Here is a 26,750-nt window from a genome sequence, read left to right as displayed (position 1 = left end):
TTCACAAAGCGCGCAAAAGACCGATGCGCCGTGTTTTGCCCAGCGAACGCATGCTGACGGCACCGGTTCGTGACCTGAGGCCCGGCCAGGGCGCCTACTTCTGCCGGCGCTTGCGTTCGACCTTGCGCTTGATCTTGTCTTTCTTTCGCTTGTTGCTGAGCGCCTTTCGCCGCGCGCCGCGTTTCACCGGACCTCGCCCACGCGGCAGGGCCTGATCGTCGATGGACAGCAACTCCAGCTCCAACCCGCCCGTAACCGGCGTCGCCTCAGTCAGGCGCACCGTGACGCGTTGGCCGATGGCGATAATCAGCCCGGTGTCTGATCCCATCAGCGTCCCGGCCTCGCGGTCGAAATGAAAAAACTCACGCCCCAAGGATCGCACGGGCACCAACCCATCAGCGCCGGTTTCGTCCATCTTCACAAAGGCCCCGAACCGCGCGATGCCGCTGATGCGGCCGGTGAATTCATTGCCCACCCGCTCGCTCAGATAGGCGGCCAGATAGCGGTCGGTTGTGTCACGCTCGGCCATCATCGAACGCCGCTCGGTGTCCGAGATATGGGTGGCGGTTTCGTCCAGCCGCGCGATTTCATCTTCGGTCAGCCCATCCTTGTCCCAGCCATGGGCCGAGATCAGCGCGCGATGCACGATCAGGTCCGCATAGCGGCGGATGGGCGAGGTGAAATGTGCATAATTCCGCAGCGCCAGACCGAAATGGCCGAAGTTTTCGGGGTTGTAATAGGCCTGTGCCATCGACCGCAGGGTCGTCAGGTTGATCAGTTCTGCATCTTCGGTTCCAGCAGCGGCGTTCAGCAGCGCGTTGAGGTGGCGGGTTTGCAGCACCTGCCCTTTCGCAAGGTTCAAACCGGCAGCCTGAGCCGTTTCCCGCAGGCTCTCCAGTTTCTCGGGCGCGGGTTCTTCGTGGACGCGGAACAGCAGCGGGCGACGTTTGGCAATCAGCGTCTCGGCAGCAGCCACGTTGGCGAGGATCATGAACTCTTCGATCAACTTATGAGCATCCAGCCGGTCGCGAAACGCCACGCTGGTCACTTCGCCGGTGTCGCTGAGGACGATCTTGCGTTCGGGCAGGTCCAGCTCCAATGGCTGTCGCACCGCACGCGCGGATTTCAACGCGGCATAGGCAGCATAGAGCGGTTTCAGCACCGTCTCCAACAGCGGTCCGGTGCGGTCATTGGGAGTACCGTCGATGGCCTCCTGCACCTCAGCATAGTGCAGCGACGCGGCCGAGCGCATCAGCCCGCGCACGAAACGGTGGCCGATCTTGTTGCCCTCGGCGTCGATCTGCATCCGCACGGCGATACAAGCGCGCGGGACGCCTTCATGCAGCGAGCACAGGTCGCCCGACAGGCGGTCCGGCAGCATCGGCACCACGCGGTCGGGGAAATAGCTGGAATTGCCGCGCTTGCGCGCCTCGCAGTCCAGCGCGGTTCCGGGCTGCACATAGGCGGCGACATCGGCGATGGCGACCCAAATCACATGACCGCCGGGGTTCTTCGGATCATCGTCCGCATGCGCATAGCACGCGTCGTCATGATCGCGCGCATCTGAGGGGTCGATGGTCAGCAGCGGCATATCCCGCAGGTCCTCACGGCCCTTCAGACCGACGGGTTTGGCCTTGTCAGCCTCGGCGATCACCTTGTCCGGGAAGTCGTCGGGGATACCATGCTGGTGGATAGCAATCAGCGAGACCGCCTTGGGCGCGGTGGGGTCGCCCAACCGTTCAACGATGCGGGCGCGGGGCAGGCCCATGCGGTTCTTGGGCCCGGCCTGTTCGGCCTCGACCAACTCACCGTCCTTTGCGCCCAGCACCGCACCATCGGGGACCAGCCATTCATTCTGGCCCGCTTTGTCGATAGGCACGATCCGCCCGCCCTCGGCCCCTTTGCGGAAAATGCCGACGATCTTGCGTGGGTTGGTGCCAATGCGGCGGATCAGGCGGGCCTCGTAATTGTGGTCTTCCTCATGCACCACGGTCAGGCGGGCGAGAATCCGGTCACCCTCGCCCAGCGCCGGGTCACTGGCGCGGGTGATCAGCAGCACGATGGGCTCGACCCCCTCGCCATGCCATTCCAGCGGGCGGGCGAACAGGTCGCCATCATCGTTCGGAGCCTTGACCTGCAACACACTGACCGGTGGCAGACGATCCGGGTCGCCATAGCTGCGCTTGCGCTTTTCCAGGTGGCCCTCGGCCTCAAGCTCGCGCAGGATGCGTTTCAGGTCGATCCGCGCCGCGCCCTTGATCCCAAAGGCTTTGGCGATATCGCGTTTCGAGGTCAGGGTGGGGTTCGCCGAGATCCAGTCAAGGACCTCCTGCTTGGTGGGTATGCGACTCATATATTTGGCGTAACACGGGCGTGCGACGGCGTCATGACCAAAAACGGATCAGGGTTTCAGATCCGCCACCGTGTCCACATCACGCAACGGGTCCAGCAGCGACACCCGCGCGCCGGGGATCGATGCCAGCGTATCCGCCAGCGCATGTTCGGTGGACCAGCGCACATTGCTAAATAGACCGTCGTGCAGCGCACCGTATCTTTGCGCGCCCACCAGCCAATACCCGCCATCGGGCGCAGGGCCGAACACCATCTGCGCTCCGCCAAGCGCTGTGAACGCGTGGGCAATATGGCTACGCGTGATGCCCGGAATATCCGCCCCGATCAGACAGACGGGTCCTTTTGGCATCCCGCGCAACATTCGCCCCATCCGGTCACCCAGATCTCCCCGCCCTTGCGCTGCGCGCGGCAGGTCGGTGGGCCAGATGCGGCTGGTCAGCCCTTCGCGGTCGGGCGAAACTGCGAGCACGATCTGCCAGCGCGGGTCGCGCAGCCGCCGGATCAGGTTTCGGGTCTGATGGCGAAACCACCACGCTGCACCAACCATGCCGATATCCCGACCCAGCCGGGTTTTCACCCGACCCGGTCGCGGCTCTTTGACCATGATCACAAGGGTGCGCTGCATCTCAGGCGAAATAGTCCCGCAGGATGCGCGTATAAATCGCCTTGAGCTGTTCGATCTGGGCTACCTCGACGCATTCGTCCACCTGATGCATCGTGCGGCCCACAAGGCCGAATTCCACCACCGGGCAGTGGTTCTTCACAAATCGCGCGTCCGAGGTACCGCCTGTGGTCGACATCTCGGGCACCACACCGGTTTCCGCCTCAACCGCCTTGGCGACCAGTGCGGACAGGGGCCCCGGCGGGGTCAAAAAGCTCTCGCCCGAGATCTTGATGCGCAGGTCGATCTCAACCCCGAACTCATCGGCCACGGCAGCGGCCTCGGCCCGCAACCAATCGCTGAGGCTGGCCCCGGAATGCAGATCATTGAACCGGATATTCACAGCCCCAGTAGATTGCGCGGGGATCACGTTTGTTGCCGAGTTGCCCGTGTCGATCGTCACCACGGCCAGTGTTGAGGCGTCGAAATGGTCCGTACCCTGATCCAACTCGTGGCTGGCCAACCGGTCCATCAGCCGCGCCATTGCGGGCATCGGGTTCTTGGCGCGGTGCGGATAGGCCGCGTGGCCCTGAACCCCGGTCACGGTGAACCAGATATTCATCGAGCCACGCCGCCCGATCTTCATCATCTCGCCCATTGTGTTCGGGCAAGTCGGCTCACCAACCAGACAAACCGACATCTTTTCCCCGGCGCTGTTCATATAGTCCAGCAGGGCGGTCGTGCCGTCCAGCGCGTCGCCCTCTTCATCGCCTGTAATGGTCAGGATCACGGCCCCATCGGGGGGTGTGTCGCGCACGAAATCAACCGCGGCAGCAGCGAAGGCCGCCACGCCGGACTTCATATCCGTGGTGCCACGCCCATACATCACACCGTCTTTCACCTGCGCCCCGAAGGGCGGCGTGGTCCATGCGGCCTCATCGCCGACGGGAACAACATCGGTATGGCCGTTAAAACCAAAACTACGCGGATGCGCTTTGTCGCCCCAACGGGCGAATAGGTTGCTGACCCCACCGCGATCTACGCGGGTACAGTCAAAGCCTGCGCCGGACAGCAGATTTTCCAGCAGAACCAGCGCTCCGCCCTCCTCGGGTGTGACCGATGGGCAACGAATCAGCTCCGCCGTCAACTCTACCGGGTCTGTCATCTTTGCCCCTTTCCCATTCCTCACACGCAGGTTCGCGCACAGATTCAACGAATTGGCCCAATTGCCAACCCCTGAGTCGGCCACTTCACCTCGTTTTTTGACAGAACTCTCGGGGTGATACCCCAACAAAACATCAGGTGTGACCCAGCGACCACCTTGTCCCACCCGATAAATTCGCGTTACAGGGCCGCGAAACAGGTAATTTTGATGACTCGCATTCTTGTCACATGGATCTGCCTGACTTTCGCGGTTCTCGCACAGCAAAGCCAGGCGCAGACATTGTCGGTCACCACCGTGACCCGTCCTCCGTTCTCATATGTCGAGGATGGGGCGGATGTGGGATTCTCGATGGACCTGCTGGCTGCTTTGGCCGAGGCCCTGAGCTGGGACTACGAGATCGACCGCGTAGACGGCTTCGGCGACATGCTGGTTGCGGTGCAAGACGGCACGTCTGATCTGGCCATCGCCAATATCTCGATCACCGCCGCGCGTGAAACGCAGATGGATTTCAGCCAACCGATTTTCGAGGCCGGTTTGCAGATCATGGTTCCCTCGGACGCGGTGCGACGCCCGTCTCTGCTGCAAGCCTTGCTGTCGGTTGAGCTGTTTATCGCCATCGGGCTGGCCTTTGCCATCCTGCTGGGCGGAGGGATGCTGATGTGGGTGTTCGAGCGCCGCTCGCAGCCCTATTTCGACCGCAAGCTAGATGAGGCATGGTTTCCGTCCTTCTGGTGGGCGCTTAATCTAGTCGTGAATGGCGGGTTCGAGGAACGGATGCCGCGCACCCCCTTTGGCCGCCTGCTGGGCGTGGTGCTGGTGGTGTCGTCCCTGTTCATCGTGTCAGTCTTCACCGCGCGCATCACCTCGGTCATGACGGTGGATGCGATCAGCGGCAACGTGAATTCGGTCAATGACCTTTATGGCAAGCAGGTCGGCACGATCTCGGGCTCGACCGCTGCCAGTTTCCTGAACCGGCGCGAGATCGAGTTTGCAGGCTATGACAGTCTTGATCCCTTACTGGCCGCGTTCGAAGCCGAGGATTTGGACGCCGTCGTGTTCGATGCCCCGATCCTGTCCTACTATGCCACGCATCAGGGTCGCAGGTTCGCTTCGATGACCGGCGGTATTTTCCTGCGCGAAAACTACGGGATCGTTTTCCCGACCGGCTCGCCCTTGGTGGAAGACGTCAATCAGGCACTGCTGGCCCTGCGCGAAGACGGCACCTATGACGAGATTTACCGAAAGTGGTTCGGCGCGCGGAACTAGACCGCGTCTTCATCCCCGAAAAACGGCGTCATCTGAGCAACAATGACCGCGTTCTCGTCCAGCGCACGTTGCATCAGGGCGCGCTCATCCGGGTCGATGTCATGGCCCTGCGCTTCGCGTTCGGCCAATGTGCCATAGCCAGTCACGTCCAAAGGCGCGGTGTCGGCTTGTTTCAGGATCGCTACGGTTTCGCGCACCGCCTCGGCCTCATCCACACCGCTGGCAAAGCACATCAACGCCGCCCCGGTCGCGCCTTCGGGCAGGCCGTCGCCTTCTTTGCGGCCGATCTGCACAAGCAGAGTGTAAACTTGCTGACGGGAGGGTTTCTTTTGCTTTTCCATGTTGGGGGCCATAGCTGCGCGCCCCTGTCCGGTCAAGCGATTGCATGAGGGCGGGCATCTGGCCATAGTGACGCCATCAGCCAAGAGGGGGCCATATGACCTATCCAGATTTCATTACCAATTTTCCCAGCCTCGACGTCCCGTTCCCCGAGGACGTGGTACAATCCGCCGTGATCCGCTCGGACGCCGGTTTGGTGGCATTTTTTACCTTTTTGCAAGACTTCGAACTGCCCATGCATTCGCACAAGGCGCAATGGGGCACGGTCATTGAAGGCGAGATCGAATTGACCATCGGGGATGAGACACGCATCTACCGACCCGGCGACAGTTACTCGATCCCTTCAGGTGTGGAACATGGCGGTAAGATTAAGGCCGGGTCGCGGGTGATCGACGTGTTCGAGGAAGCCGACCGCTATCCGGTCAAGGGCTAACAACAAAGGCCGCAGCGCGGGGCTGCGGCCTGTATTCGACTGGCGCGGGGTTTAGTCGCGCAGCAGTTCATTGATCCCGGTTTTCGAGCGAGTCTTTTCGTCCACCCGCTTCACGATCACAGCGCAATAGAGGCTGATGTTGTTCTTGGTCGGCATGGAGCCTGCAACGACCACCGAATAGGGCGGCACTTCGCCGTAGGTGACCTCACCGGTTTCGCGGTCGACGATCTTGGTTGATTTGCCGATGAACACGCCCATGCCCAGAACCGAGCCTTCGCGGACGATGCAGCCCTCGACCACTTCCGACCGGGCTCCGATAAAGCAGTTGTCTTCGATGATGGTCGGGCCGGCCTGCATCGGCTCCAACACGCCACCAATGCCGACGCCGCCCGACAGGTGGACGTTCTTGCCGATCTGCGCGCAGGACCCGACGGTGGCCCACGTGTCGACCATCGTGCCTTCGTCAACGTAGGCGCCGAGGTTCACGAAAGACGGCATCAGAACCGCGCCGGGCGCGATGTAGGCTGATTTGCGGACCACACAGTTGGGCACGGCGCGGAAGCCTGCGGCTTTCCACTGGTTCTCACCCCAACCGGCGAACTTGCTGTCCACCTTGTCCCACCAGCCACCGGCCTGTGGGCCACCGGTCTGGATTTCCATGTCCTTGATGCGGAAGCCCAGCAAGACCGCTTTCTTGGCCCACTGGTTCACGTGCCAGTCGCCACTGTCCAGCTTTTCAGCAACACGCAGCGTGCCGCTGTCCAGCGCGTTCAGCGTGTCGTCGATGGCCTCGCGTGTTTCGCCGGTGGTGGCGGGGGTGATGGTATCGCGTGCCTCCCATGCGGCTTCGATGGCGGCTTCCAGTTGCGCGTTGGACATTTCGGGGCTCCCTGACGAATCTGTTCACGTTGGTGTTGCCTATACGCAGCCGAAAACAATGACGCAATGCGACGAAGGCGGGTGCGTTTACGTCAGGACATCGACACTGCGGTGTTTTGCGGGCCGTCTAGCTTGCCCGCCTGATATGACGCACCAAAATTGAAACTGCCCCTGCCGTGTCTTTCTTCTGGATCGCCTGCATCAGCGCGGCGTGGTCGCTGTCGACCCGCTGCTCCCATTTCGGCCGCCAATGCGCGAACAGATAGCGCGCGCTGGCGATGTGCAGATCGTCGATTGTACGCAGCAAACGCGGCAACCCGCAGGGCGTCAGAATGGCACGATGAAAGGCGCGGTTCCTGGCTTCCCATTCCGGCATGGTTTCAGCCGCATCACAGGCAAGTCGCGCCTCTTCTGCACGTACCAGGGCATTAGGTGTCAGGTTCTGTACCGCATATTGCAGCGCCAGAGGCTCCAGCGCGACGCGCATCTCGATCACTTCGCGCATCTCAACCGGGTCCAGCGCTGTTACGCGCATTCCACGACGGGGTTCGCTTTTGGCCAGCCCATGGGCCTGCAACCGCAGCAAGGCCTCGCGCACCGGCACATGACTGGTGTCAAAGGCCCGTGCAATATGATCCTGACGCAGCTTTTCCCCAGCGGTCAGTGCGCCAGTTATGATCTGCTGGCTTAGGCTGTCGTAAATGGTGTCGGCAATGGTCGCGCTCATGAAAAATAGATAAAATCCGACCCCAAAGATCACAAGCCGCATTCTCAGCCCATCAGCGGGTCGGGTGAAATATTGCCCCCGCACACCAGCACGGCCACTTTTTCCCCTGGCGCGGGCTTATACGCGCCAGAGATCAACGCCGCCAAAGCCGCAGCACCTGCCGGTTCGACCAGAATCCGATGCGCTTGCCAAAGCCGCTTTTGCGCATCGGCAATGGCCGCATCGCTGACCAAGACCGAGGTCATGCCCTGCGCCAGACCAAAACAAATCGATCCGATCCGCCGCGCGCCCAGCGCATTGGCCGCAATACCCGAGACCGAGACATCGACCGGCTCCCCGGCCTGCAATGCGGCATTCAAAGCGCATGAGGTCTCGGGCTCGACAGCCACGACCTTGCGCGCACCTTGCAACCACGCTAGCGCCCCGGCGATCAGCCCTCCGCCACCAACGGCGACCAAAACTGTGTCGGCTTGTAGGCCTTGCGCCTCCCATTCGGCGAAACACGTGCCTTGCCCGGCGACGGTGCCCGGCGAGTCATAGGCGTGGATCTGCATCGCGCCGGTCTGCGCCTCATGATCTTGCGCCGCCGTAAGCGCGTTCGCATATTCGCCGGACACAACACTCAGGTCCGCTCCCGTTTGTTCGATCAATGCGATTTTGGACGGACCCGCCAGTTCAGGTACGAAAATCTTGGCCGGATAGCCCAGCGTCTGCGCCGCATAGGCCGCCGCTGCCCCGTGATTGCCACCCGATGCGGCCACGACACCGGCCGCGGGAACATCCATGCTGAGCAACGTATTAAATGCCCCGCGCGCTTTGAAGCTGCCAGTGTGCTGCATATGCTCCAGCTTCAACTCAATCGGGTAGCCCGGAACGCGGCTCTCCATCACGGGTGTAACCTGTGCGTACCCAGCGATCCGGTCTGCGGCTGCTGAAATTTCGTTCTTCCAATTCATTCTTGTACTTCCGTGACTGGCGCTCTGACCGCGAACCCTATAGCTGTTTTGCAAACACGCAAGCAGGGAAACCTCACATATGAGAGAAGACCGCCACAGCCCGTTCCGCGACGCGCAGACCGACCGCTCGACCGCGAGCGAGGTGCCGGACACGCCGCAGACACGCTCGCCCGCCTATCGCCTTGCCTTTGCCGATGATGAGTTCCTGTGCCGCGATGAGCTACGCCCGGTGCGCCTGCAATTGGAGCTGCTTAAGCCCGAGATGATCATGAGCGAACGTCAGATCACCTCGACCATCGTCATGTTCGGCGGCGCGCGCATCCCGGAACCGTCGCAAAAACACAATGCGCGCACGAAAACTCTGGCTGACTTGTCTGAGTATTATGACGAAGCACGTGAATTTGCCCGGTTGATGACCGAGAAGTCGAACCAGACAGGCTGCCGCGAGAACGTGATCGTCACCGGCGGCGGCCCCGGCGTGATGGAGGCTGGCAATCGCGGCGCGCAGGACGCGGGCGGCTGTTCCATCGGGCTGAATATCGTGCTGCCGCATGAACAGGCGCCGAACCTCTACGTGACGCCGGAACTCAGCTTCAACTTCCACTATTTCGCCATCCGCAAGATGCATTTCCTGATGCGCGCCCGGGCCATCACCATCTTCCCCGGCGGCTTTGGCACCATGGATGAGCTGTTTGAATCCCTGACTTTGATCCAGACCGGCCGGATGGACCGCGTGCCCTTCCTGCTGTTTGGCCGAGAGTTCTGGGAAAAGGTCATCAACTGGGAGGCACTGGCGGATGCGGGCACCATCTCGGAAGAAGATCTGGACCTGTTCCGTTTTGTCGACACCGCGCAAGAGGCTGTCGACATCATCGAGAACTGGGAACCCGCCCCGCCCCGCGACGACATTCCGGGGCGCTGAGAGATGGCCCCCAAACCCGGAGAGATGCTGCACCTGCGCGGCAATGCCCTGAATGCAGGCGACCCTGTGGCGCTGCCGCTGACCCAAAGCAGCATGTACCACCTGCCCGGCGCGCCGGACGGTTTGGCAACCTATGGCCGCGTCGACAACCCCACATGGGTGCATCTGGAACATGTTCTGGCCCATCTGGAGGACGCGCCTTGCCTCGTGTTCCCCTCGGGAATGGGGGCGATTTCCGCCGCTTTGTTTGCCACCATCAAGGCCGGGTCGCGTATCCTGATCCCGTCCGACGGCTACTACGTCACCCGCGTGCTGGCGGATCGATTTCTATCAGGTCTGGGCGTGTCGGTCACCGAACGCCCCACGACCGCGTTTACCGAGGGCGGGTTTGACGGGTTCGACGTGGTCTTTGTCGAAAGCCCCTCGAACCCCGGTCTGGACATGATGGACTTGCCCGCAATTGCACAAGCAGTACGCGCAGCCGGAGGGATCACGATTGCTGACAACACCACCATGACCCCGCTGGGCCAGCGCCCGCTGGATCTGGGCGTGGATGTGGTTGTAGCCTCGGACACCAAGGCCATGGGCGGGCATTCCGACCTGCTGATGGGCCATGTCTCCAGCCGCAATCCGCAGATCATGGAGCGGGTCGAGGAATGGCGTAAAGTCTCTGGCGCGATCCCCGGCCCGCATGAGGCATGGCTGCTGCATCGCGGGCTAGAGACGCTGGATGTGCGGTTCGACCGGATGTGCGCCTCGGCGCAGGTACTGGCCGAGCGGCTAGCGGATCACCCTGCGGTGAAAGCTATCCGCTATCCCGGTCTGCCCTCTGACCCCGCGCACGCGCTGGCCAAAGCGCAGACAACGCGGTTCGGGTTTCTGTTGTCGATCACGCTGGACAGTGAAGACAAAGCCGAAACCTTCATCAACGCCTGCCCGATGCTTCGTCCTGCCACATCCTTCGGAGGCGTCCACAGTTCAGCCGAACGCCGCGCGCGCTGGGGCGACGATGTGGACCCGGCCTTCATCCGTCTTTCGGTAGGGTGTGAGCCGGTCGAGGAGTTGTGGCAGGCGATAAACGCCAGCCTTAACGCGCTGTGATTACTTCTTGGGCTCGCGCAGTTCAGTGAACACGTAGATCGGCAGCACGATGCTGGCGATCAACGCCCCCAGCCAGACCAGCAAGGTTGCGGCCAGCAGGTTCGAAATACCGCCCACAGTCAGACCATTTGTGATCAGATCGGTCAGCAGCAACCCGACAAAGGTCACGATCAACGCGATACCGCCCTTGATTGCAGGCGCGCGCTTTGCGCCCAGTTTCAGGATCAGTGGCTCGGCGACCCATTGAATAAGCGTGAAAACGATCACCACCACGATGAACGAGATCGGCCGGATCGCAAATTCAGGCAGCAAGATCGCCGCCAGCAGCAACCCGATGGCATTCCCAGCCAGCAGGGCCAGAACGGACTTGAGTCTGCGCGTCATTAAAGTCTCCGTCAGCAATCAATTCAAAACATGCAGATATTAGCAGGATTAAGCGATTTAGCGAGGTATTTCAAAAGCCTCTTTCTTTTGGGTCTTTGAAATCGCATGATAAAACCCAAGTATCAAGGTCAGACCCCCACCGACGAGAGGTGAGATGAGCGACGATCCCTATACCGTTTTAGGTGTTGCCAAAGATGCCAGCGACGCCGAGATCAAGAAAGCCTATCGGCGTATCGCCAAGGACTGTCACCCCGATCTGAAACCCGGCGACGCCGAGGCCGAGGCAAAATTCAAAGCCGCAGCCGCCGCTTATGATCTGCTGAAAGACCCCGAGAAACGGGCGCAATACGATCGGGGTGAGATTGACGCCTCGGGCCAGGAGCGTCCGCAACAACAATACTATCGTGACTATGCCGAGGCTGCCGGAAACCCCTATCGCGGGCGCGCGGCAGGCCCGGACGATATGTCGGACATCTTCGCCGAATTCATGCGCGGGCGCGCCAACTATGGTCAACGCAGTCAGGGGTTCCATGCGCCGGGGCATAACCGCAGCTACAGCCTGCAGATCAGCTTTCTGGACGCTGTGTTTGGCGCCAGCCAGAAACTGACATTGCCTGACGGCGACCGGATCGAGGTTAAGATCCCGGCAGGCATTACAGACGGCCAAACCATCCGACTTCGCGGCAAGGGGGATCCCGGGTTTGGCGACGGGCCTGCAGGTGATGCTCTGGTCACCGTGACAGTCGCACCTCATCCGGTGTTTGAACGTCAGGGTGATGACATCCACATTACCCTGCCCATCACCATTGACGAGGCTGTTCTGGGCGGCAAAGTCCCCGCGCCAACTATTGACGGCGGCGTCAACGTCAGCGTGCCGCCCGGCACCAGCAGCGGCAAAACCTTGCGGTTGCGGGGCAAAGGGGTCAAAAAACGCGGCTCTTCCGACCGGGGCGACCAACTGATCGAATTGACCGTCGCCATGCCGGACCAGATCGACGATGACCTAAAGGCTTTCATGGAAACGTGGCGTGACACACACCGCTATGATCCTCGCAAAGGAATGCCGTCATGACCCGCACCCTGACCGAATCCGAAGTGATCGCAACCGTGACTCGCCTAACCTCAGCCCGGTTGACCGAGTATCTGGCCGCCGAAATCGTGATCCCTGAAAGCACCGAACAAGGGCTGGTCTATCATAGCCTTGACGTGGCCCGACTAGAGCTGGCCTGCGAGTTACACGACCAGTACGAGATGGAAGCAGATGCACTGTCGATGATGATCTCGCTGATCGACCAGATGCACGGGTTGCGCGCCGAACTGCGCGAGGTGCTGAACGCCGTCGAATCGCAGCCCGAACCCGTCAGGCAAAGCCTGATCGACGTGATCGGCACCGCCCGGTTCGGGCGATAGGAAAGCTCAGTTCTGCACCAGATATTCTTCTGGCACGTAGAATGTATAGTCCCTATCCGCCACGGCCTCGTGACAATCGTGGCAATAAGACACGGCGCTGGCGCGGTCGCCCATCGTGTCGCCAAAGACCGACCCGTCCGGCATCACCATGATATAGCGCCAATCTGCCGTATCCGGGCTGGCGCCTTCGGCCAGTTTCTCCATCACGAACAAGGCGCCGGGATGGGTGTTGCCCTCATCCGTGACAGTCATGCTGTCCTTGGCCAAAACCGACCCCAACGGCAGCTTTTCACCCGGTTGCAGCGTGCCGTAATTGTGCGCCATCCGGTTGGCATAGCTGTTTACGAACCGCCTGCCATGGGTTTCCGAGATATAGGGCGCATCGTTGAACAAAGGCCAGCTCTGATAATTTCGCAGCTCATCCATCTGCGCGGCGGCGTATCCCCGCGCCATCCGGCGCTGTAATGAGGCATAGATACTCAGCGCCTCTTCCTTGGTTAGATCCGCCGGGTTTTCGATCGCAAGATGCGCGTTTTCACCATTCGACTGGGCCGCGACTCCGGTCGCCACCAAGCCTGCCAATCCTAACCCCAATAGAATTTTGCGGTTTTGTCGTATCAATTGCACAAACATTCATATGGCCTATCTGTTCAATTCGGTTCACAGAAACGCCGCACGTCTTGTGAGTGGCTATTAGATAGCGGCCATGGGTCTTCTCGCCATCACGGGGCACTCGACTCTCACCCCATTGTGCATGGATGTGAGCGCAGCACCCAAGTTTTGACCTGGCAAACATACCAAAAAACGCATGCAATAGACAGACGCAGACGCATTAAATCTGTTTACGGGGCGATCAAATTTTATGCTTACTATCCGTCGAGGCCCGCTTCGGCTGCAATTTGCTTGCGCGACTTGCGCGCACGCTCGGTTGCGGATTTCAACTGACCACAGGCTGCCATGATGTCCTCGCCCCGCGTTTTGCGGATGGGGGAGGCATAACCCGCCTGATAGATGATATTCGCAAACGCCCGGATCCGGTTGTTCGAGCTGCGCTTATAAGGCGCGCCTGGCCATTCGTTGAACGGGATCAGGTTGATCTTGGCCGGGATGTTGTGGCGCTTGATATGGTCAATCAACCTATGCGCGTCGGCGTCGCTGTCATTGACTCCATCCAGCATCACGTATTCGAACGTGATCCGCTCCGAATTAGACGCCTTGGGATAGCTGGCCAGTGCGTGTAGCAGCTCTTCGATATTCCAGCGCTTGTTGATCGGCACCAGCACGTCGCGGGTCTCATCCGTAGTGGCGTGGAACGAGATCGCCAGCAGGCAGCCGATTTCTTCCGCCGTTCGGGCAATCTCGGGCACCACACCGCTGGTCGAAAGCGTAATCCGACGGCGGGACAGGGAAATTCCCTCTGGGTCCATGGCGATCTTCATCGCGTCGCGCACGTTGTCGAAATTGTAAAGCGGCTCGCCCATGCCCATCAATACGATGTTCGACAGCAGGCGCGTTTCGTCTTTGGGCGCACCGGGAGTGGGCCATTCGCCCAGATCATCGCGAGCCATCATCACCTGACCCACGATCTCGGCCGCGGTCAGATTGCGCACCAGTTTCTGTGTGCCTGTATGGCAGAAAGAACAGGTCAGCGTGCAGCCCACTTGCGAGGAAATACACAGCGTGCCGCGATCGTCCTCGGGGATATAGACTACCTCAACCTCGTGCCCGCCGGCGATGCGGCACAGGTATTTTCGGGTGCCATCCTCGGACACCTGCCGTGTTACGACCTCGGGAATTTCGATCAAAAAGCTCTCGGCCAGTTGGGCCCGATAGGCTTTGGCGAGGTTTGTCATCTGCGCAAAATCGCGAACACCCCATTGATAGATCCACTGCCAGATCTGCCCGGTGCGCATCTTGGCCTGTTTCTCGGGCGTGCCATGTGCGACCAGCGTCGTGCGCAATTGGTCGCGAGTAAGACCGACAAGGTTAACCTTCCCCTCGGGCAGCTTGCGGGGGATGGTCATGACGTCTTGAGTGATCGGCGCTTTGGGCGACATGGGGCTATCTCAACGGATTCTGGCTTGGGATGCGCCTCTATATAGGACCTAGCGCAAAGATCAAAAGAAATCGTCGCGTTTAATTCGCGTAGCGCAGCAATTCGTCCACACGTGCCCGGCCCAACTCTACCCGACAGGCGGTAATGCCAATGCCGGTACCTGACCCACCACCGAACGACGCGCCAACAGCCTCGCATTGGGCATCGCGGTAAGCCAGCCACGCGGTCTGCGCGCTGTCCAACGCGGGCACTGCCACAACACGTCCGGTAACATCATCCAGTTCTTTGGCCGATTGCATGGCAATGTTGTAGCTTGCATCTATCGCCTGATTGACGCGGTCCTCCATCGCGCCCACGCATGCGCCAATCTCTATCTGAGAACCAGCATCCAGACATTCTAGAGTTGGATCAGCACTGGCAGCGGAAGACAGAAACAAAATCAAAAATGCAAAGCGCATCGGGCAGCCCCCTATTGGTTGCCCAATACTAGCACAGGCCCGGTTTTACCCCAAAGCGTCGAAGCCCCAGACACGACGACATGGCCGTGCCACGATGGGACCCGCATGCGTCAAATGCCCGGTGGCACGATATTGCAATCCGTTGCGTCCAGCGTTTGAACCGGATCATCCGGCCCGCATTGCTCGCCCGTGACCGGATATGTGTCGGCCTCTTTCTCGCAAGCACTCAGGATAAGGGCGACCATCATCAAGAGAGCGGTGAGTGATTTCGTTTGCATGTCGGGCTCCTTCCCTAGTTCAGAGCTTTATACATGCAGATATTTGCATTCATTTCTTTGACTGGAATCAAATTTCGAATACGAATGCCGCCTCCAGAACGCTGCACAATGCCCTGCCACAACGCAAAACCCCGCCAGACTGGCGGGGCAGCGATCAGGCAAATGCCCAGTCTAGTTGGTGCAGCGCGTCTCGGCGTCTTCAATCGCAGCGGTGAACCCCAGCAGCGAGAACGTGTCCTTGGTCTGCGTCCCACGTTCCGAGCGCGCCGTCAGGACGGCCTCGGTCCCGCGCTTCATGGCTGCGACCACCTTCAGGTCTTCACCTTCGGTTGCGGGCCACGCCCATTCACCTTCGGTGATCAGCTCGAACTTGGTGCCGTCGATATCAAGATTGACAGTCGATCCCGGTGCAAATGGATAGCCGCCCGTGAACGTCACCTGCCCTTTGACCTCGGCGTTGGGGCGGTAGAACACGAACAGCAGAATGTCGCTGCGCCGTACCGACACGACCCGCCCACCGCGGGTGTTCACGGTTTCCTTGGGGGCGGAAACGCTCCAGCATTCAGTCGGGTCATCCTCGACGAAGACGCTCCAGTCCGTTTTGGCTGCAACCCTGTTCGTGCTCGTCGCCTGTTGTGCAGTTGCCGTTGTTGCCAATCCTGCTATGCACAGGCCCGCGATCACGCGGACAAGCTTTGATCCCATCGTCCAGCCTCCTAGCTCGACCCATTACCTCATACCCACCGGAAATGCGTGCGGACCCTGCCTGATCCGTCTGTACGTTGCGTCTTCCGGTGATTGCCGACATACACACTGTAACGCAGGTTTCGCCACAGGCGAAAGAGCGATTGGCAGAATTTTGCGCATGTTAAGGAATGTTCTAATGACACAAGCCGTACCAATGACAGAACTGTGGCGCGGACCGCTGTTGGAAAGCCTACATCTTGGGCATGCGGTGATCTGCGACGATACCGGCCAGATCGTTAAAAGTTGGGGGAATCCGAACGCTGTGATCTATCCGCGATCCTCGGCCAAGATGATTCAGGGGCTGCCGCTGATCACTTCGGGTGCAGCGGCGAAGTACGGGCTGACCTCGGAACATCTTGCACTGGCCTGTGCCTCGCACAGTGGAGCGCATATTCATACCGATCGCGTCTCAGCCTGGTTGGACCACCTGGGTCTGGCGGAATCCGATCTTCGCTGCGGCCCGCAAGAGCCACAGGACATGGCTGCGCGCGACGGGTTAATATTAGCCGATGACACGCCATGTCAGATTCACAATAACTGTTCGGGCAAGCATTGCGGGTTTCTGACCGTTGCTCAGCATATGGGCGCCGGACCGGAATATCTGGAAATCGACCACCCCGTACAACAGGCCTGCCTGTCCGCGCTTGAGGAAACAACGGGCGAGACCAGCCCCGCCTACGGCATCGACGGCTGCTCAGCCCCGAACTTTGCGACCTCGCTGGTCGGGTTGGCGCGTTCGATGGCGTGGTTTGCCAGCGCCGCGGATCGGTCGGACCGGGCCAGCGACGCGGCGCAACAGCTGACGGCCGCAATGATGAAACACCCCGAGCTGGTCGCCGGTGAAACCCGCGCCTGCACCGAACTGATGCGCGCCATGGGTGGTCGCGTTGCCATCAAAACCGGTGCCGAGGCTGTGTTCATCGCAATCCTACCCGAAAAACGCATGGGCGTGGCATTGAAGATCACCGACGGCACCACCCGCGCCAGCGAATGCGCCATTGCCGCGGTTCTGGTCAGCTTGGGCGTGCTGGAGGCCGACCACCCGGCCACCCGCAAATTTCTGAACGCCACGCAATACAGCCGTCGAGGGCTGGAATGCGGCGTGATCAAACCCGCGCCGGGGTTCCCCAGCTAAAGGCTACATCTCAATCTCGTGAATCTCGGCCACTTCGACCGAGCCGGACCCGTTGACAACCATCGGGCAACCTTTGGCCATCTCGGTCGCAGCATCCATGCTTTCGGCTTTGACAACTGTAAAGCCCGAGGCCGGATTGGCGCCGCCATTGTCAACAACACCGCTGCTGCTGACGGTGTAAGACTGGCCAACCGGGTTTCCGGGGATGTCCAGTGCCTCGCCCATTCCGCCAAACCAAGCGCCCCAGGCGGCCATGGTCGCTTCGATTTCAGCGGGGTCGGTCGGGGTATGACCACCGTGATAGACAAATAGAAACTGTGGCATTTATTTCCTCCCTTATGCCTTCGTGATGAAAAACTAGGCCAGCTGTGCGGCCAGCTTGTTCAGCGTCGACGTCCAGCCTTTGGTGTGGTTCGCTGCGATTTCGTCATCGCCCAACTCGCGGTGGTCGATGATCAACTTTGCACCCTCTTCTGCTGCCTCGACCACCAACATCACATGGCTTTCGGCTCCGCGCTGGTCCTGATCGTCATGCCAGCCCCATGTAAACCCAACCGATTTGGGCGGATCGACATGCGTCACATGACCCGAAACCTTAAACCGCTGCCCTTCGCCATTTTGCATCACCGAATACCACGGACCCGTGCGAGAGAAATCCAGGTTGTGCTCGGGCACATGCATCCCTTCGGGTCCCCACCACTGCAGAAGCTTGTCGGGGGTGCTGATCCACGCATACAGATCGTCCGGTGCAAGCGGGTAAGCGCGCTCCAGTTTCAAATCGGCCATGAGGTCTCCTTTTCGATTGCATCACCCAGACGGTCCAGGCTGCTTTCCCAGAATTGACGTTTCGAGATGGTCCACTCCGCAATCGCGCGCAGCCCCTCGGGGCGGATCGAATACATCCGCTGGCTGCCCTGCACGCGCCGATTTATCAGCCCCGCCTCGCGCAGCAGTTTCAAATGGCGCGAGATCGCGGCGCCGGACATGCCGCGTCCTTCGATCAGGTCTCCGGCAGGTAATTCTCCATCCTGCATAAGCTGCTCGACGATGGAAAATCGCGTTGCGTCGGACAACGCGGAAAATGTGGTCAGAAGGGTGTTCATGACCATTGTTTAACATTTTTGTTAAATAAAAGAAAGCCGCGCCGTGCTAACGGGCCGCAAACTCAGATCGTGCATAGCCCTGCAGGAACAGCAAAGCCGAAAGATCTCCGTGGTTTACCCGCACCTCACACTGTTCCGCGACCGAGGGCTTGGCGTGCAGCGCCACCCCGGTTCCAGCCCGGCCCAGCATACCCAGATCATTCGCGCCATCGCCCACTGCGATCACATCCGATTCGGACAGACCCAACCGCGCAGTGATCTGTTCCAAAGCATCCACCTTGGCCTGACGACCCAGAATGGGACGCCCGACATCACCGGTCAGCTTACCGCCCTCGGCCAGCAGCGTGTTGGCGCGGTTCTCATCAAAGCCCAGTTGGGCCCCGACATTGGACGTAAACGCCGTGAACCCGCCCGAGACCAATGCGGCATAACCACCATTCGCGCGCATCGTGCCAACCAGTTCCTTGCCGCCGGGCATCAGGGTAATACGCTCGGCTAACACCTTGTCGATCACGGCCTCGTCCAAACCTTTCAGCAACCCGACACGCTCGTTCAGGGCGCCCTCGAAATCCAGCTCGCCGTTCATGGCCCGCGCGGTGATATCCTTGACGCGCTCGCCAACGCCCGCCTCATCGGCCAGTTCGTCGATGCATTCCTGCTGAATCATGGTGCTGTCCATATCGGCCAGCAGCATCTTCTTGCGCCGTCCTTCGGCGGGTTGGACCACCAGATCGACACCCATGTTCTGCAAATCGGCCCACACGTCCCACTGATTGTCCGGCAGGCCCGCCAGAGAAAACTCTGCGGCCTCATCCGGGCTCAACCACTGCACATCGCCGCCGCCCCAGGCGTCACGCAGGGAGTCGACCAGAGTCTGTTCCAGCGCATTTTTGTCAGGGTTAGTCAAAAGGGTGGCAACGTACATCTTCAATCTCCGGCAAGCTCACCTGCGGGATATCGCAGGTGCAGCATTTTCGCCAGAGGACAGATGCGCCCTAGCCCAGAATACCCGGCAACCGCAGCCCATGCGCACGGGCGCAATCCTTCGCTGCCTCATACCCCGCATCCGCATGACGCCACACGCCCGAGGCTGGATCGTTCCACAACACCCGCTCGAGCCGCCGCGCGGCGTCCTCGGTCCCGTCAGCGCAGATCACCACACCCGCGTGCTGACTGAAGCCCATGCCAACGCCGCCGCCATGGTGCAGCGACACCCATGTCGCCCCGCTGGCCGTATTGATCAACGCATTCAGCAAAGGCCAGTCGCTGACGGCATCCGAGCCATCCAACATCGCCTCGGTCTCGCGGTTCGGGCTGGCAACAGAACCGCTGTCCAAGTGATCCCGCCCGATCACCACGGGGGCCTTTAGTTCACCATTAGCCACCATCTCATTGAAGGCGAGCCCAGCGCGATGCCGATCCCCAAGCCCGATCCAGCAGATGCGCGCGGGCAGACCCTGAAATGCGATGCGGTCCTGCGCCATATCGAGCCAGCGGTGCAGATGCTCGTTTTCTGGGAACAGTTCCTTCATCTTGGCGTCGGTTTTGTAGATATCTTCGGGGTCGCCGGATAGGGCGCACCAGCGGAACGGGCCGATCCCTTTGCAGAACAGCGGACGGATATAAGCGGGCACAAAACCGGGGAAGGCAAAAGCGTTTTCCAGCCCTTCATCCTGCGCCACCTGCCGGATGTTGTTGCCGTAATCCAGTGTCGGCACGCCTGCATTCCAGAAATCAACCATGGCCGCGACATGCTGTTTCATAGACGCACGTGCGGCTTTTTCCACCGACTTAGGCTCTGTTTCGCGCTTTTCCCGCCACTGTGCCATGGACCAGCCGATAGGCAGGTATCCATTGATCGGGTCATGGGCGCTGGTCTGGTCGGTGACGATGTCAGGGCGCATTCCGCCTTCGGCCATACGACGGTAGATCTCGGGGAAGACCTCCGCAGCATTGCCCAACAGACCTACGGATTTCGCCTCACCAGCTTTGGTCCAGCGGTCGATCATCTCAAGCGCTTCGTCCAGTGTCTCGGCCTTTTCATCCAGGTATTTGGTGCGAAGGCGGAAGTCGATGCTGTCGGGGTTGCATTCCACCGCCAGACAACAAGCCCCGGCAAAGACGGCCGCCAGAGGCTGCGCGCCGCCCATACCACCCAAGCCGCCGGTCAGAATCCACTTGCCGGTCAGGTCGCCGCCATAGTGCTGGCGTCCGGCCTCGGCAAAGGTCTCATACGTGCCCTGAACGATGCCCTGCGTACCGATATAGATCCACGAACCGGCCGTCATCTGGCCGTACATCATCAGGCCCTTCTTATCGAGTTCGTTGAAGTGATCCCAGTTGGCCCAATGTGGCACGATGTTGGAATTGGCGATCAGAACGCGCGGTGCGTCCTTGTGGGTGCGGATGATGGCCACGGGCTTGCCGGACTGGACAATCAGAGTCTCGTCCTCTTCCAGATCCTTCAAACCCTCAACAATAGTATCGAAATCCTGCCATGTACGTGCGGCGCGCCCGATCCCGCCATAAACCACCAACTCATGCGGGTTCTCGGCCACGTCCGGATGCAGGTTGTTCATCAGCATCCGTAAAGGCGCCTCGGTCACCCAGCTTTTGGCGTTCAGCTCGGGGCCAGTGGGCGGATAGATATCACGTGTGTTTTTGCGTGGATCGCTCATGTCTGGGCTCCTTGATTGGTCAGTGCTCCCGATCGGGCGAGGTCATTGAGGCGGGTGAGCATGTCGGTGAGATAAGGCCGCAAGGCCACAGCCCGGTCCGCGCGCCACGTCCATGGCGGCGCTTCGTCCATGTAAGAGCGCTGCGCCAACTCCATCTGGATCGCGTGGATATTCTGATCTGGTTGCCCATAGTGGCGGGTTGTCCAACCACCGCGAAAGCGTCCGTTCAGCACCGCGGGCATCCTTTCGGCACCCTCAGCCACCCCTTGCACGGCCTGTTCGATGACGCGTGCGCAACTTTGACCGTCATTCGTGCCGGTGTTGAAAACGGGTAATTCCCCTTCGAACAGAAACGGAATTCGGGACCGGATCGAGTGGCAATCGAACAGAATCGCCACCCCATGACGCGCGCGCACGCGGTGTAGTTCTTGCAGCAGCGCGGCGTGATAAGGCGCATGATAGGCGTGACGCCGGGATTCGATTTCATCCGCTGAGGGCTCTTGCCCATCGGCCCAGATCGGTTGACCGTCGAAATCGGTCAGCGGAACCAGCGTCGTCGTGTTCTGACCGGGATAGAGCGACACACCGTCGGGGTCGCGATTTGCGTCGATAACATAGCGATGGATATTGGACTGCACTACCGTCGCATCCGTAAATACCCCATCATAGAGCCTGTTGATGTGCCAATCCGTGTCCGCAAGCCCCCGGCCAATGTCGTTCAACCGCGCTGCGATGTCATCGGGCACAAGGGTTCCGCCATGAGGCTGACCCAGCACAATCGGGCTGTCACTGGAACGGACCGAAACCACCTGCATCAGAACAACTCCGGCATGGGCTGTTTGACCGCGTCCAACACGCACCCATCGGCAATCAGCACCTTCGCCTGTTCAAGCTCTGGCGCCAGATAGCGGTCCTCGGACAGCGCCGGGATATCGGCGCGCAGCCGGGCTACGGCCTGCTGCAACGGGGCGCTTGTTGTCAGGGGGGCGCGGAATTCCACGCCTTGGGCTGCACACAGCATCTCGACCCCCAGGATATAATTCAGGTTTTCGACCATCCGCGTCAGCCGTCGCGCGCCATGGGCCGCCATCGAGACGTGATCCTCCTGATTGGCCGAGGTCGGCGTGCTGTCGGTGACGCAGGGGTTGGCCAGATGCTTATTTTCGCTCATCAATGCCGCAGTTGTCACTTCGGCGATCATCAGGCCCGAGTTCAGCCCCGGTTTGGGCGTCAGGAAGGGCGGCAGATCAAAACTCAGCGCCGGGTCCACCATCAGGGCGATGCGTCGTTGCGCGATGGCTCCGATCTCGGACAGGGCTAATGCGATCATGTCGGCGGCAAAGCCCACGGGCTCGGCGTGAAAATTCCCGCCCGAGACAATCGCGTCCTCCAGAACCAGCGGGTTGTCGGTGGCGGCGTTGGCTTCGACTTCAAGCGTGGCAGCCGCTTGGCGCATCACATCCATGGCCGCGCCCGTGACTTGCGGCTGGCAACGGATGCAATAAGGGTCCTGAACCCGCGTGTCGCCATCACGGTGACTTTCGCGAATTTCTGACCCGTCCAGAACCGCACGCATGGCGCTGGCCGCCTCGGTTTGGCCCCGATGCCCACGCAAAGTGTGGATTTCAGGACGCAACGGCGCGGTCGAGCCCATGATTGCGTCGGTCGACAGGGCAGACACAACCAAAGCGTTTTGCGCTGCACGCCAGGCCTGAAACAGCCCTGTCAGCGCAAATGCTGTCGAGAACTGGGTCCCATTAATAAATGCCAACCCCTCTTTCGGACCGAGTTGAACCGGCTCTAGCCCGGCCTTTTTGAGCGCTTCAAGCCCTGGAAGGACGGTCCCGTCCACCTCGGCCTCACCTGCACCGATCAGCACGGCGGTCATATGGGCCAAGGGGGCCAGATCGCCCGACGCCCCGACCGAACCCTGCGCCGGGATGACGGGTGTCACACCTCGTGCCAGCATTTGCTGGAGCAGCTCGATCAAATCCCAACGCACGCCCGAGGCCCCACGGCCAAAGGACGACAGCTTGAGCGTCATCATCAACCGGGTCACGCGGCGTGAGATTGCGGGGCCAACCCCGCAGCAATGGCTGAGGATCAGGTTGCGTTGCAGGGTAGATGTATCCTGCGCCGCGATTTTGTGGCTGGCCAGTTTGCCGAAGCCGGTATTGACGCCATAAACAGGGTCTGCGCCTTGCGCGGCGGCCTGCACGCGGTGGGCTGCGGCCTCGACCGCAGGCTTGCATGCGGGGTCCAACGTCACGGTGGCATCCTGCCAATACACGTGCGCCAAATCGGTCAGAGTGACCGCGCCGGGGGTCAGGGTCAGCTCGGTCATTCCGATCCTCCGAACAGGCGCGCGTGCAAGGGGTTGAAGCCAATTCGATAAGCCAGTTCCGCCGGATGAGAAACATCCCAGACCGCAAGATCAGCCCGCAGGTCCGGCGCAATTTGCCCGGTATCCGCCAGCCCCAAAGCGCGCGCAGCGTTTCGGGTTACACCGGCCAACGCCTCTTCCGGTGTCAAGCGAAACAGGGTGCAGGCCATGTTCATAGTCAGCAAAAGCGAGGCCAAAGGTGACGAGCCCGGATTGCAATCCGTCGCCAGCGCAATCGGAACATCTCGGTCACGCAGCAGTTGGACCGGAGGCTTCTGGGTTTCCCGCAAGGTATAGAACGCGCCGGGCAGAAGAACCGCAACCGTACCCGCTTCCGCCATGGCCAAGACGCCATCGCCATCCAGATATTCCACATGATCCGCCGACAGCGCCCCATAGGCTGCGGCCAATTTGGCGCCGCCCAGATTGGAGAGTTGCTCGGCGTGCAGTTTGACGGGCAAACCAAGCTCCCGCGCCACATCGAACACCCTGGCGATCTGGGTCGGGTTGAAAGCGATGCCCTCACAGAACCCGTCCACCGCATCAACCAGACCTTCGGCATGGGCCTTGCGCAGGGCGGGAATGCAAACCTTGGTCAAATAGGCGTCGGGATCCGCGCGGTAGTCCGGCGGCGCGGCATGTGCGCCCAGAAAGCTGGTCTTGACCCGCACCGGCCGGGCCTGCCCGATCCGCCGTGCAACGCGTAGCATCTTAAGCTCGGTCGCGACATCCAAGCCATAGCCGGACTTGACCTCGATACAACTGACCCCCTCGGCCAGCAGTGCATCCACGCGCGTCAGGGCATCTGCCAGCAGCGCCTCTTGGCTGGCTGAACGCGTGGCGGTCACGGTGGACAGAATCCCTCCTCCGGCGCGGGCGATCTCCTCATAGCTGGCCCCGTTCAGGCGCATCTCGAACTCGGCGGCGCGGTTGCCACCGAACACCACATGCGTGTGCGCATCAATCAGGGCTGGCGTGATCAGCCGGTCGCCAAAATCCTGAATCGGCCAATCCGCATAATCCGAGGGCATATCCGCCCGAGCGCCCACCCAGACGATCCACCCCCCGTCGACAGCAATTGCTGCGTTCTGACACAGGCCGTACGGCCCCATGCCCTCAACCATAGTTGCCATATGCGCACTTAGAAGAACCGATTTTTTTGCCATGAGGATTCTTTTGGGCTCCCTTTCTCGTTGCTTTTTAAGTATATGTATAAAACACTAAAGTCTACACAAAATGGAATCCCAATGACTGTGCACGCCAAAACCGCCCTGATCGGCTCTGACTGGGTCTCGGACCTTAGGGTCGAGGTGAAAGAAGGCCGGATCAGTCGGATCGAAACCGGCGCGCGGCCTCAGCCGCAGGACGATCAGGTGGACGTTCTGATGCCCGCTTTGGCCAACCTGCACAGCCACAGCTTTCAACGCGCCATGGCCGGAATGACCGAAACCCGCGCCGACGGGCGGGAAAGCTTCTGGACATGGCGCAACCTGATGTACCGCTTTCTGGATCGGTTGACGCCCGACCAGATCGAAGCCATCGCAGCTTTGGTTTTCATAGAGATGCAAGAGGCAGGCTATGCCTCGGTCGGTGAATTTCACTATGTTCACCACCAACCCGGCGGGCAGCCCTACGAGACCCGCTCGGAACTCAGCCAACGTATATTTGCCGCTGCGCAACAGACCGGAATAGGCCTAACCCATCTCCCGGTGCTTTACACCTATGGCGGCGTTCAGCAAGAGCCGCTTGCGGGCGGGCAGTTGCGGTTCGGTCATAGCGTGGACGCCTATCTGCGCCTGGTCGAAGATTGCCGCAAAGGGGCCCCGCATCCCGACAGCCTTGTGGGCATTGCGCCCCATTCCCTGCGTGCAACTTCTCCTTCGGACTTGCAGACCCTGTTTCAAGCGGCACCGCAGGGCCCGGTACATATCCACATCGCCGAACAAACGCAGGAGGTGCGAGATGTGCAGACCGCATTGGGTGCGACGCCCGTGTCGTGGCTTTTGGACAATGCCGATGTGAATGACCGCTGGTGCCTGATCCATGCGACTCATATGACCGACGCGGAAACGCAGGCCATGGCGCGCTCGGGCGCTGTTGCCGGGCTCTGCCCGATCACCGAGGCCAATCTGGGTGATGGGATCTTCAACGGCGCGGTTTATATGCAGGCGGGCGGACGGTTTGGGGTCGGGTCGGATTCGAACGTCCGGATTTCCCTGTCCGAGGAATTGCGGATGCTGGAATATTCCCAACGTCTTCGCGACCGGGAACGTACAGTTCTGGTTCAGCAGGCCGGATCGGTGGGCCACGCGCTTTATACCTGCGCAGCTGAGGGTGGCGCGCAGGCCCTATCGCGGGATGCAGGGCAGATTGCGGTGGGCAAGTTGGCCGATATGGTGGCCATCGACCGCACCCATCCGACCCTTTGCGCCTTGACCGACGATCAGTTGCTGGACGGCTTGTGCTTTGTCGCCCATGACGGGGTCGTGACCGATCTGTGGTCTGCCGGGCGGCATATGGTGCGGCAAGGCCGCCACGTGAACCGCGACCAGATCATTGCTGCCTACAGGGTAGGAATTGCCGATCTTTTGTCCGCGGTCTAGAACGCATCCGAAAGCCGAGGGTACATGCCGCAATCAACCGAGACCACCAGCTACAAAGACATCAAGAAAACTGTTTTGGCGCGCATCCGCTCGGGCGAATGGCAACCAGACTCGTTGTTGCCCAACGAACAGGATTTGGCTGCTGAATTCTCCTGTACCCGCACAACCGTCAACCGCGCCTTGCGGGAACTGGCGGATGAAGGCTATCTGGAACGCCGCCGCAAGGCTGGCACCCGTGTGCTCAGCGCGCCTCAGCGGCAGGCCCGGTTCAGCATACCCATGGTCCGGGACGAGGTCGAAGCGACCGGTGGCACCTATCGCTATGCGCTGGTCTCAGCCAAGACGACTGTCGCCCCGGATTGGCTGACCGCGCGTCTTGCTTTGCGGCCCAGTCAAAGCACCGTGCATGTGCGGTGCATGCATTTTTCGGGCAATACCCCGTTTCAATACGAAGACCGATGGATCGTAGTGGACAGCGTGCCGCAAGTGGCGCAGGCGGATTTTTCGGCAATCGGCCCAAATGAGTGGCTGATCCAGACTGTGCCGTTCACCAATGTGGAACTCAGCTTTCTAGCCAGCCGGGCGGACGCGACCGTCGCCCGTTTTCTGGACCTGCCTGAAGGTGAGCCGGTGTTTACCGGTGAACGCATCACATGGTTGGAGGGGCAACCCGTCACCTACGCCAAAATGTATTTCGGCGCCGGATACCGGATGACCACCCAGTTCTGAGCGCGTCAAATTGGGCTTTACCACTGTGCCAATCCACGCCAGATT

30 protein-coding genes are annotated in these 26,750 nt (G+C 60.6%); 9 read left to right on the top strand and 21 right to left on the bottom strand.

The window, feature by feature from the left end; all coding sequences use genetic code 11:
- Nucleotides 1-94: 94 nt before the first annotated feature.
- Genes rnr through dapE form a run of 3 tightly spaced genes read right to left on the bottom strand, consistent with a single transcriptional unit; the run spans nt 95 to nt 4,118 of the window.
- Complete coding sequence (rnr, locus tag ACR3E7_RS15855) at nt 95-2,353, bottom strand: ribonuclease R (protein ID WP_480505198.1); 2,259 nt, start codon at nt 2,351-2,353, stop codon at nt 95-97.
- A gap of 48 nt (nt 2,354-2,401) precedes the next feature.
- A complete protein-coding gene (locus ACR3E7_RS15850; RefSeq protein ID WP_480505196.1) occupies nt 2,402-2,977 on the bottom strand; it encodes a TIGR04282 family arsenosugar biosynthesis glycosyltransferase in 576 nt (191 codons plus the stop codon).
- Nucleotide 2,978: 1 nt separating this feature from the next.
- Nucleotides 2,979-4,118 carry a succinyl-diaminopimelate desuccinylase gene (dapE, locus tag ACR3E7_RS15845; protein WP_480505194.1) on the bottom strand — a complete coding sequence of 380 codons (1,140 nt, stop codon included), beginning with the start codon at nt 4,116-4,118 and terminating at the stop codon, nt 2,979-2,981.
- A gap of 207 nt (nt 4,119-4,325) precedes the next feature.
- Between dapE and ACR3E7_RS15840 the strand changes: the two genes are divergently transcribed.
- Nucleotides 4,326-5,384: a transporter substrate-binding domain-containing protein gene (locus ACR3E7_RS15840; protein ID WP_170783110.1), complete on the top strand. Its 1,059-nt coding sequence runs from the start codon at nt 4,326-4,328 to the stop codon at nt 5,382-5,384.
- Here the strand turns inward: ACR3E7_RS15840 and ACR3E7_RS15835 are convergent.
- On the bottom strand, nt 5,381-5,725 hold the full coding sequence (locus ACR3E7_RS15835) for a hypothetical protein (protein WP_170775019.1): 345 nt from the start codon (nt 5,723-5,725) through the stop codon (nt 5,381-5,383). The genes ACR3E7_RS15840 and ACR3E7_RS15835 overlap by 4 nt on opposite strands.
- 95 nt (nt 5,726-5,820) lie before the next feature.
- On the opposite strand from ACR3E7_RS15835, the gene ACR3E7_RS15830 reads away from it, so the two are divergent.
- The gene (locus tag ACR3E7_RS15830) at nt 5,821-6,156 is read left to right on the top strand and encodes a cupin domain-containing protein (protein ID WP_170791301.1); all 336 of its coding nucleotides are present in this window, start codon (nt 5,821-5,823) and stop codon (nt 6,154-6,156) included.
- A 51-nt stretch (nt 6,157-6,207) separates the two neighbouring features.
- Here ACR3E7_RS15830 and dapD read toward each other — a convergent pair whose 3' ends face one another.
- From dapD to ACR3E7_RS15815, 3 genes are all read right to left on the bottom strand, one after another.
- On the bottom strand, nt 6,208-7,035 hold the full coding sequence (gene dapD / locus ACR3E7_RS15825; protein WP_480505191.1) for a 2,3,4,5-tetrahydropyridine-2,6-dicarboxylate N-succinyltransferase: 828 nt from the start codon (nt 7,033-7,035) through the stop codon (nt 6,208-6,210).
- Nucleotides 7,036-7,162: 127 nt separating this feature from the next.
- Nucleotides 7,163-7,762 (bottom strand): GntR family transcriptional regulator, encoded by a 600-nt coding sequence (locus ACR3E7_RS15820; RefSeq protein WP_480505189.1) that lies wholly within the window; start codon nt 7,760-7,762, stop codon nt 7,163-7,165.
- Between the two features lie 44 nt (nt 7,763-7,806).
- The gene (locus ACR3E7_RS15815; protein ID WP_480505187.1) at nt 7,807-8,718 is read right to left on the bottom strand and encodes a threonine/serine dehydratase; all 912 of its coding nucleotides are present in this window, start codon (nt 8,716-8,718) and stop codon (nt 7,807-7,809) included.
- 79 nt (nt 8,719-8,797) lie between these two features.
- Here ACR3E7_RS15815 and ACR3E7_RS15810 point away from each other — a divergent pair, with 79 nt between their 5' ends.
- Both ACR3E7_RS15810 and ACR3E7_RS15805 read left to right on the top strand, forming a co-directional pair.
- On the top strand, nt 8,798-9,640 hold the full coding sequence (locus ACR3E7_RS15810; RefSeq protein WP_170791306.1) for an LOG family protein: 843 nt from the start codon (nt 8,798-8,800) through the stop codon (nt 9,638-9,640).
- 3 nt (nt 9,641-9,643) lie between these two features.
- On the top strand, nt 9,644-10,741 hold the full coding sequence (locus ACR3E7_RS15805) for a cystathionine gamma-lyase (protein ID WP_480505185.1): 1,098 nt from the start codon (nt 9,644-9,646) through the stop codon (nt 10,739-10,741).
- On the opposite strand, the gene ACR3E7_RS15800 is transcribed toward ACR3E7_RS15805, so the two are convergent.
- Nucleotides 10,742-11,125 carry a hypothetical protein gene (locus ACR3E7_RS15800; RefSeq protein WP_170783117.1) on the bottom strand — a complete coding sequence of 128 codons (384 nt, stop codon included), beginning with the start codon at nt 11,123-11,125 and terminating at the stop codon, nt 10,742-10,744.
- A gap of 154 nt (nt 11,126-11,279) precedes the next feature.
- Between ACR3E7_RS15800 and ACR3E7_RS15795 the strand changes: the two genes are divergently transcribed.
- Both ACR3E7_RS15795 and ACR3E7_RS15790 read left to right on the top strand, forming a co-directional pair.
- A complete protein-coding gene (locus ACR3E7_RS15795) occupies nt 11,280-12,197 on the top strand; it encodes a DnaJ C-terminal domain-containing protein (protein WP_480505183.1) in 918 nt (305 codons plus the stop codon).
- Nucleotides 12,194-12,535: a hypothetical protein gene (locus ACR3E7_RS15790; RefSeq protein ID WP_170774914.1), complete on the top strand. Its 342-nt coding sequence runs from the start codon at nt 12,194-12,196 to the stop codon at nt 12,533-12,535. Before ACR3E7_RS15795 ends, ACR3E7_RS15790 begins: the two co-directional genes overlap by 4 nt.
- A 6-nt stretch (nt 12,536-12,541) precedes the next feature.
- On the opposite strand, the gene ACR3E7_RS15785 is transcribed toward ACR3E7_RS15790, so the two are convergent.
- The 5 genes from ACR3E7_RS15785 to ACR3E7_RS15765 form a co-directional block, all read right to left on the bottom strand.
- A complete protein-coding gene (locus ACR3E7_RS15785; protein WP_331252768.1) occupies nt 12,542-13,105 on the bottom strand; it encodes a cytochrome P460 family protein in 564 nt (187 codons plus the stop codon).
- A 299-nt stretch (nt 13,106-13,404) separates the two neighbouring features.
- The gene (gene rlmN / locus ACR3E7_RS15780) at nt 13,405-14,592 is read right to left on the bottom strand and encodes a dual-specificity RNA methyltransferase RlmN (RefSeq protein ID WP_480505180.1); all 1,188 of its coding nucleotides are present in this window, start codon (nt 14,590-14,592) and stop codon (nt 13,405-13,407) included.
- A gap of 79 nt (nt 14,593-14,671) precedes the next feature.
- Nucleotides 14,672-15,049 (bottom strand): lysozyme inhibitor LprI family protein, encoded by a 378-nt coding sequence (locus ACR3E7_RS15775; RefSeq protein WP_170791317.1) that lies wholly within the window; start codon nt 15,047-15,049, stop codon nt 14,672-14,674.
- A 110-nt stretch (nt 15,050-15,159) separates the two neighbouring features.
- On the bottom strand, nt 15,160-15,327 hold the full coding sequence (locus ACR3E7_RS15770) for a hypothetical protein (protein ID WP_170774922.1): 168 nt from the start codon (nt 15,325-15,327) through the stop codon (nt 15,160-15,162).
- A gap of 171 nt (nt 15,328-15,498) precedes the next feature.
- On the bottom strand, nt 15,499-16,032 hold the full coding sequence (locus tag ACR3E7_RS15765) for an invasion associated locus B family protein (RefSeq protein WP_170774923.1): 534 nt from the start codon (nt 16,030-16,032) through the stop codon (nt 15,499-15,501).
- A 178-nt stretch (nt 16,033-16,210) separates the two neighbouring features.
- On the opposite strand from ACR3E7_RS15765, the gene ACR3E7_RS15760 reads away from it, so the two are divergent.
- Nucleotides 16,211-17,209, top strand: a complete 999-nt coding sequence (locus tag ACR3E7_RS15760; RefSeq protein WP_480505177.1) for an asparaginase — start codon at nt 16,211-16,213, stop codon at nt 17,207-17,209.
- A 3-nt stretch (nt 17,210-17,212) separates the two neighbouring features.
- Here the strand turns inward: ACR3E7_RS15760 and ACR3E7_RS15755 are convergent, their stop codons facing one another.
- From ACR3E7_RS15755 to hutI, 8 genes are all read right to left on the bottom strand, one after another.
- The gene (locus ACR3E7_RS15755; protein WP_480505175.1) at nt 17,213-17,533 is read right to left on the bottom strand and encodes a YciI family protein; all 321 of its coding nucleotides are present in this window, start codon (nt 17,531-17,533) and stop codon (nt 17,213-17,215) included.
- Between the two features lie 33 nt (nt 17,534-17,566).
- Nucleotides 17,567-17,995 carry an SRPBCC family protein gene (locus tag ACR3E7_RS15750; protein ID WP_170774929.1) on the bottom strand — a complete coding sequence of 143 codons (429 nt, stop codon included), beginning with the start codon at nt 17,993-17,995 and terminating at the stop codon, nt 17,567-17,569.
- Nucleotides 17,983-18,312, bottom strand: a complete 330-nt coding sequence (locus tag ACR3E7_RS15745) for an ArsR/SmtB family transcription factor (protein WP_480505173.1) — start codon at nt 18,310-18,312, stop codon at nt 17,983-17,985. The genes ACR3E7_RS15750 and ACR3E7_RS15745 overlap by 13 nt, the downstream gene beginning before the upstream one ends.
- Before the next feature lie 46 nt (nt 18,313-18,358).
- Nucleotides 18,359-19,237 carry a phosphoserine phosphatase SerB gene (serB, locus tag ACR3E7_RS15740; RefSeq protein ID WP_480505171.1) on the bottom strand — a complete coding sequence of 293 codons (879 nt, stop codon included), beginning with the start codon at nt 19,235-19,237 and terminating at the stop codon, nt 18,359-18,361.
- A 70-nt stretch (nt 19,238-19,307) separates the two neighbouring features.
- Entirely contained in the window at nt 19,308-20,990 is a 1,683-nt protein-coding gene (hutU, locus tag ACR3E7_RS15735; RefSeq protein ID WP_170774935.1) for a urocanate hydratase, read from the bottom strand.
- Nucleotides 20,987-21,805, bottom strand: a complete 819-nt coding sequence (gene hutG, locus ACR3E7_RS15730; protein ID WP_480505169.1) for an N-formylglutamate deformylase — start codon at nt 21,803-21,805, stop codon at nt 20,987-20,989. The genes hutU and hutG overlap by 4 nt, the downstream gene beginning before the upstream one ends.
- Nucleotides 21,805-23,334: a histidine ammonia-lyase gene (gene hutH / locus ACR3E7_RS15725; RefSeq protein ID WP_480505167.1), complete on the bottom strand. Its 1,530-nt coding sequence runs from the start codon at nt 23,332-23,334 to the stop codon at nt 21,805-21,807. The genes hutG and hutH overlap by 1 nt, the downstream gene beginning before the upstream one ends.
- Nucleotides 23,331-24,539 carry an imidazolonepropionase gene (hutI, locus tag ACR3E7_RS15720; protein WP_480505165.1) on the bottom strand — a complete coding sequence of 403 codons (1,209 nt, stop codon included), beginning with the start codon at nt 24,537-24,539 and terminating at the stop codon, nt 23,331-23,333. Before hutI ends, hutH begins: the two co-directional genes overlap by 4 nt.
- Nucleotides 24,540-24,620: 81 nt before the next feature.
- On the opposite strand from hutI, the gene ACR3E7_RS15715 reads away from it, so the two are divergent.
- Both ACR3E7_RS15715 and ACR3E7_RS15710 read left to right on the top strand, forming a co-directional pair.
- On the top strand, nt 24,621-25,976 hold the full coding sequence (locus ACR3E7_RS15715) for a formimidoylglutamate deiminase (protein ID WP_480505163.1): 1,356 nt from the start codon (nt 24,621-24,623) through the stop codon (nt 25,974-25,976).
- 24 nt (nt 25,977-26,000) lie between these two features.
- Complete coding sequence (locus tag ACR3E7_RS15710; protein WP_480505161.1) at nt 26,001-26,705, top strand: GntR family transcriptional regulator; 705 nt, start codon at nt 26,001-26,003, stop codon at nt 26,703-26,705.
- The last annotated feature ends 45 nt before the right edge of the window (nt 26,706-26,750 follow it).

The sequence above is a fragment of the Ruegeria sp. BK1 genome (genome assembly GCF_056535645.1).
Note: the sequence above shows the minus strand (reverse complement) of the source record. Positions and strands in the feature narration are given on the sequence as shown.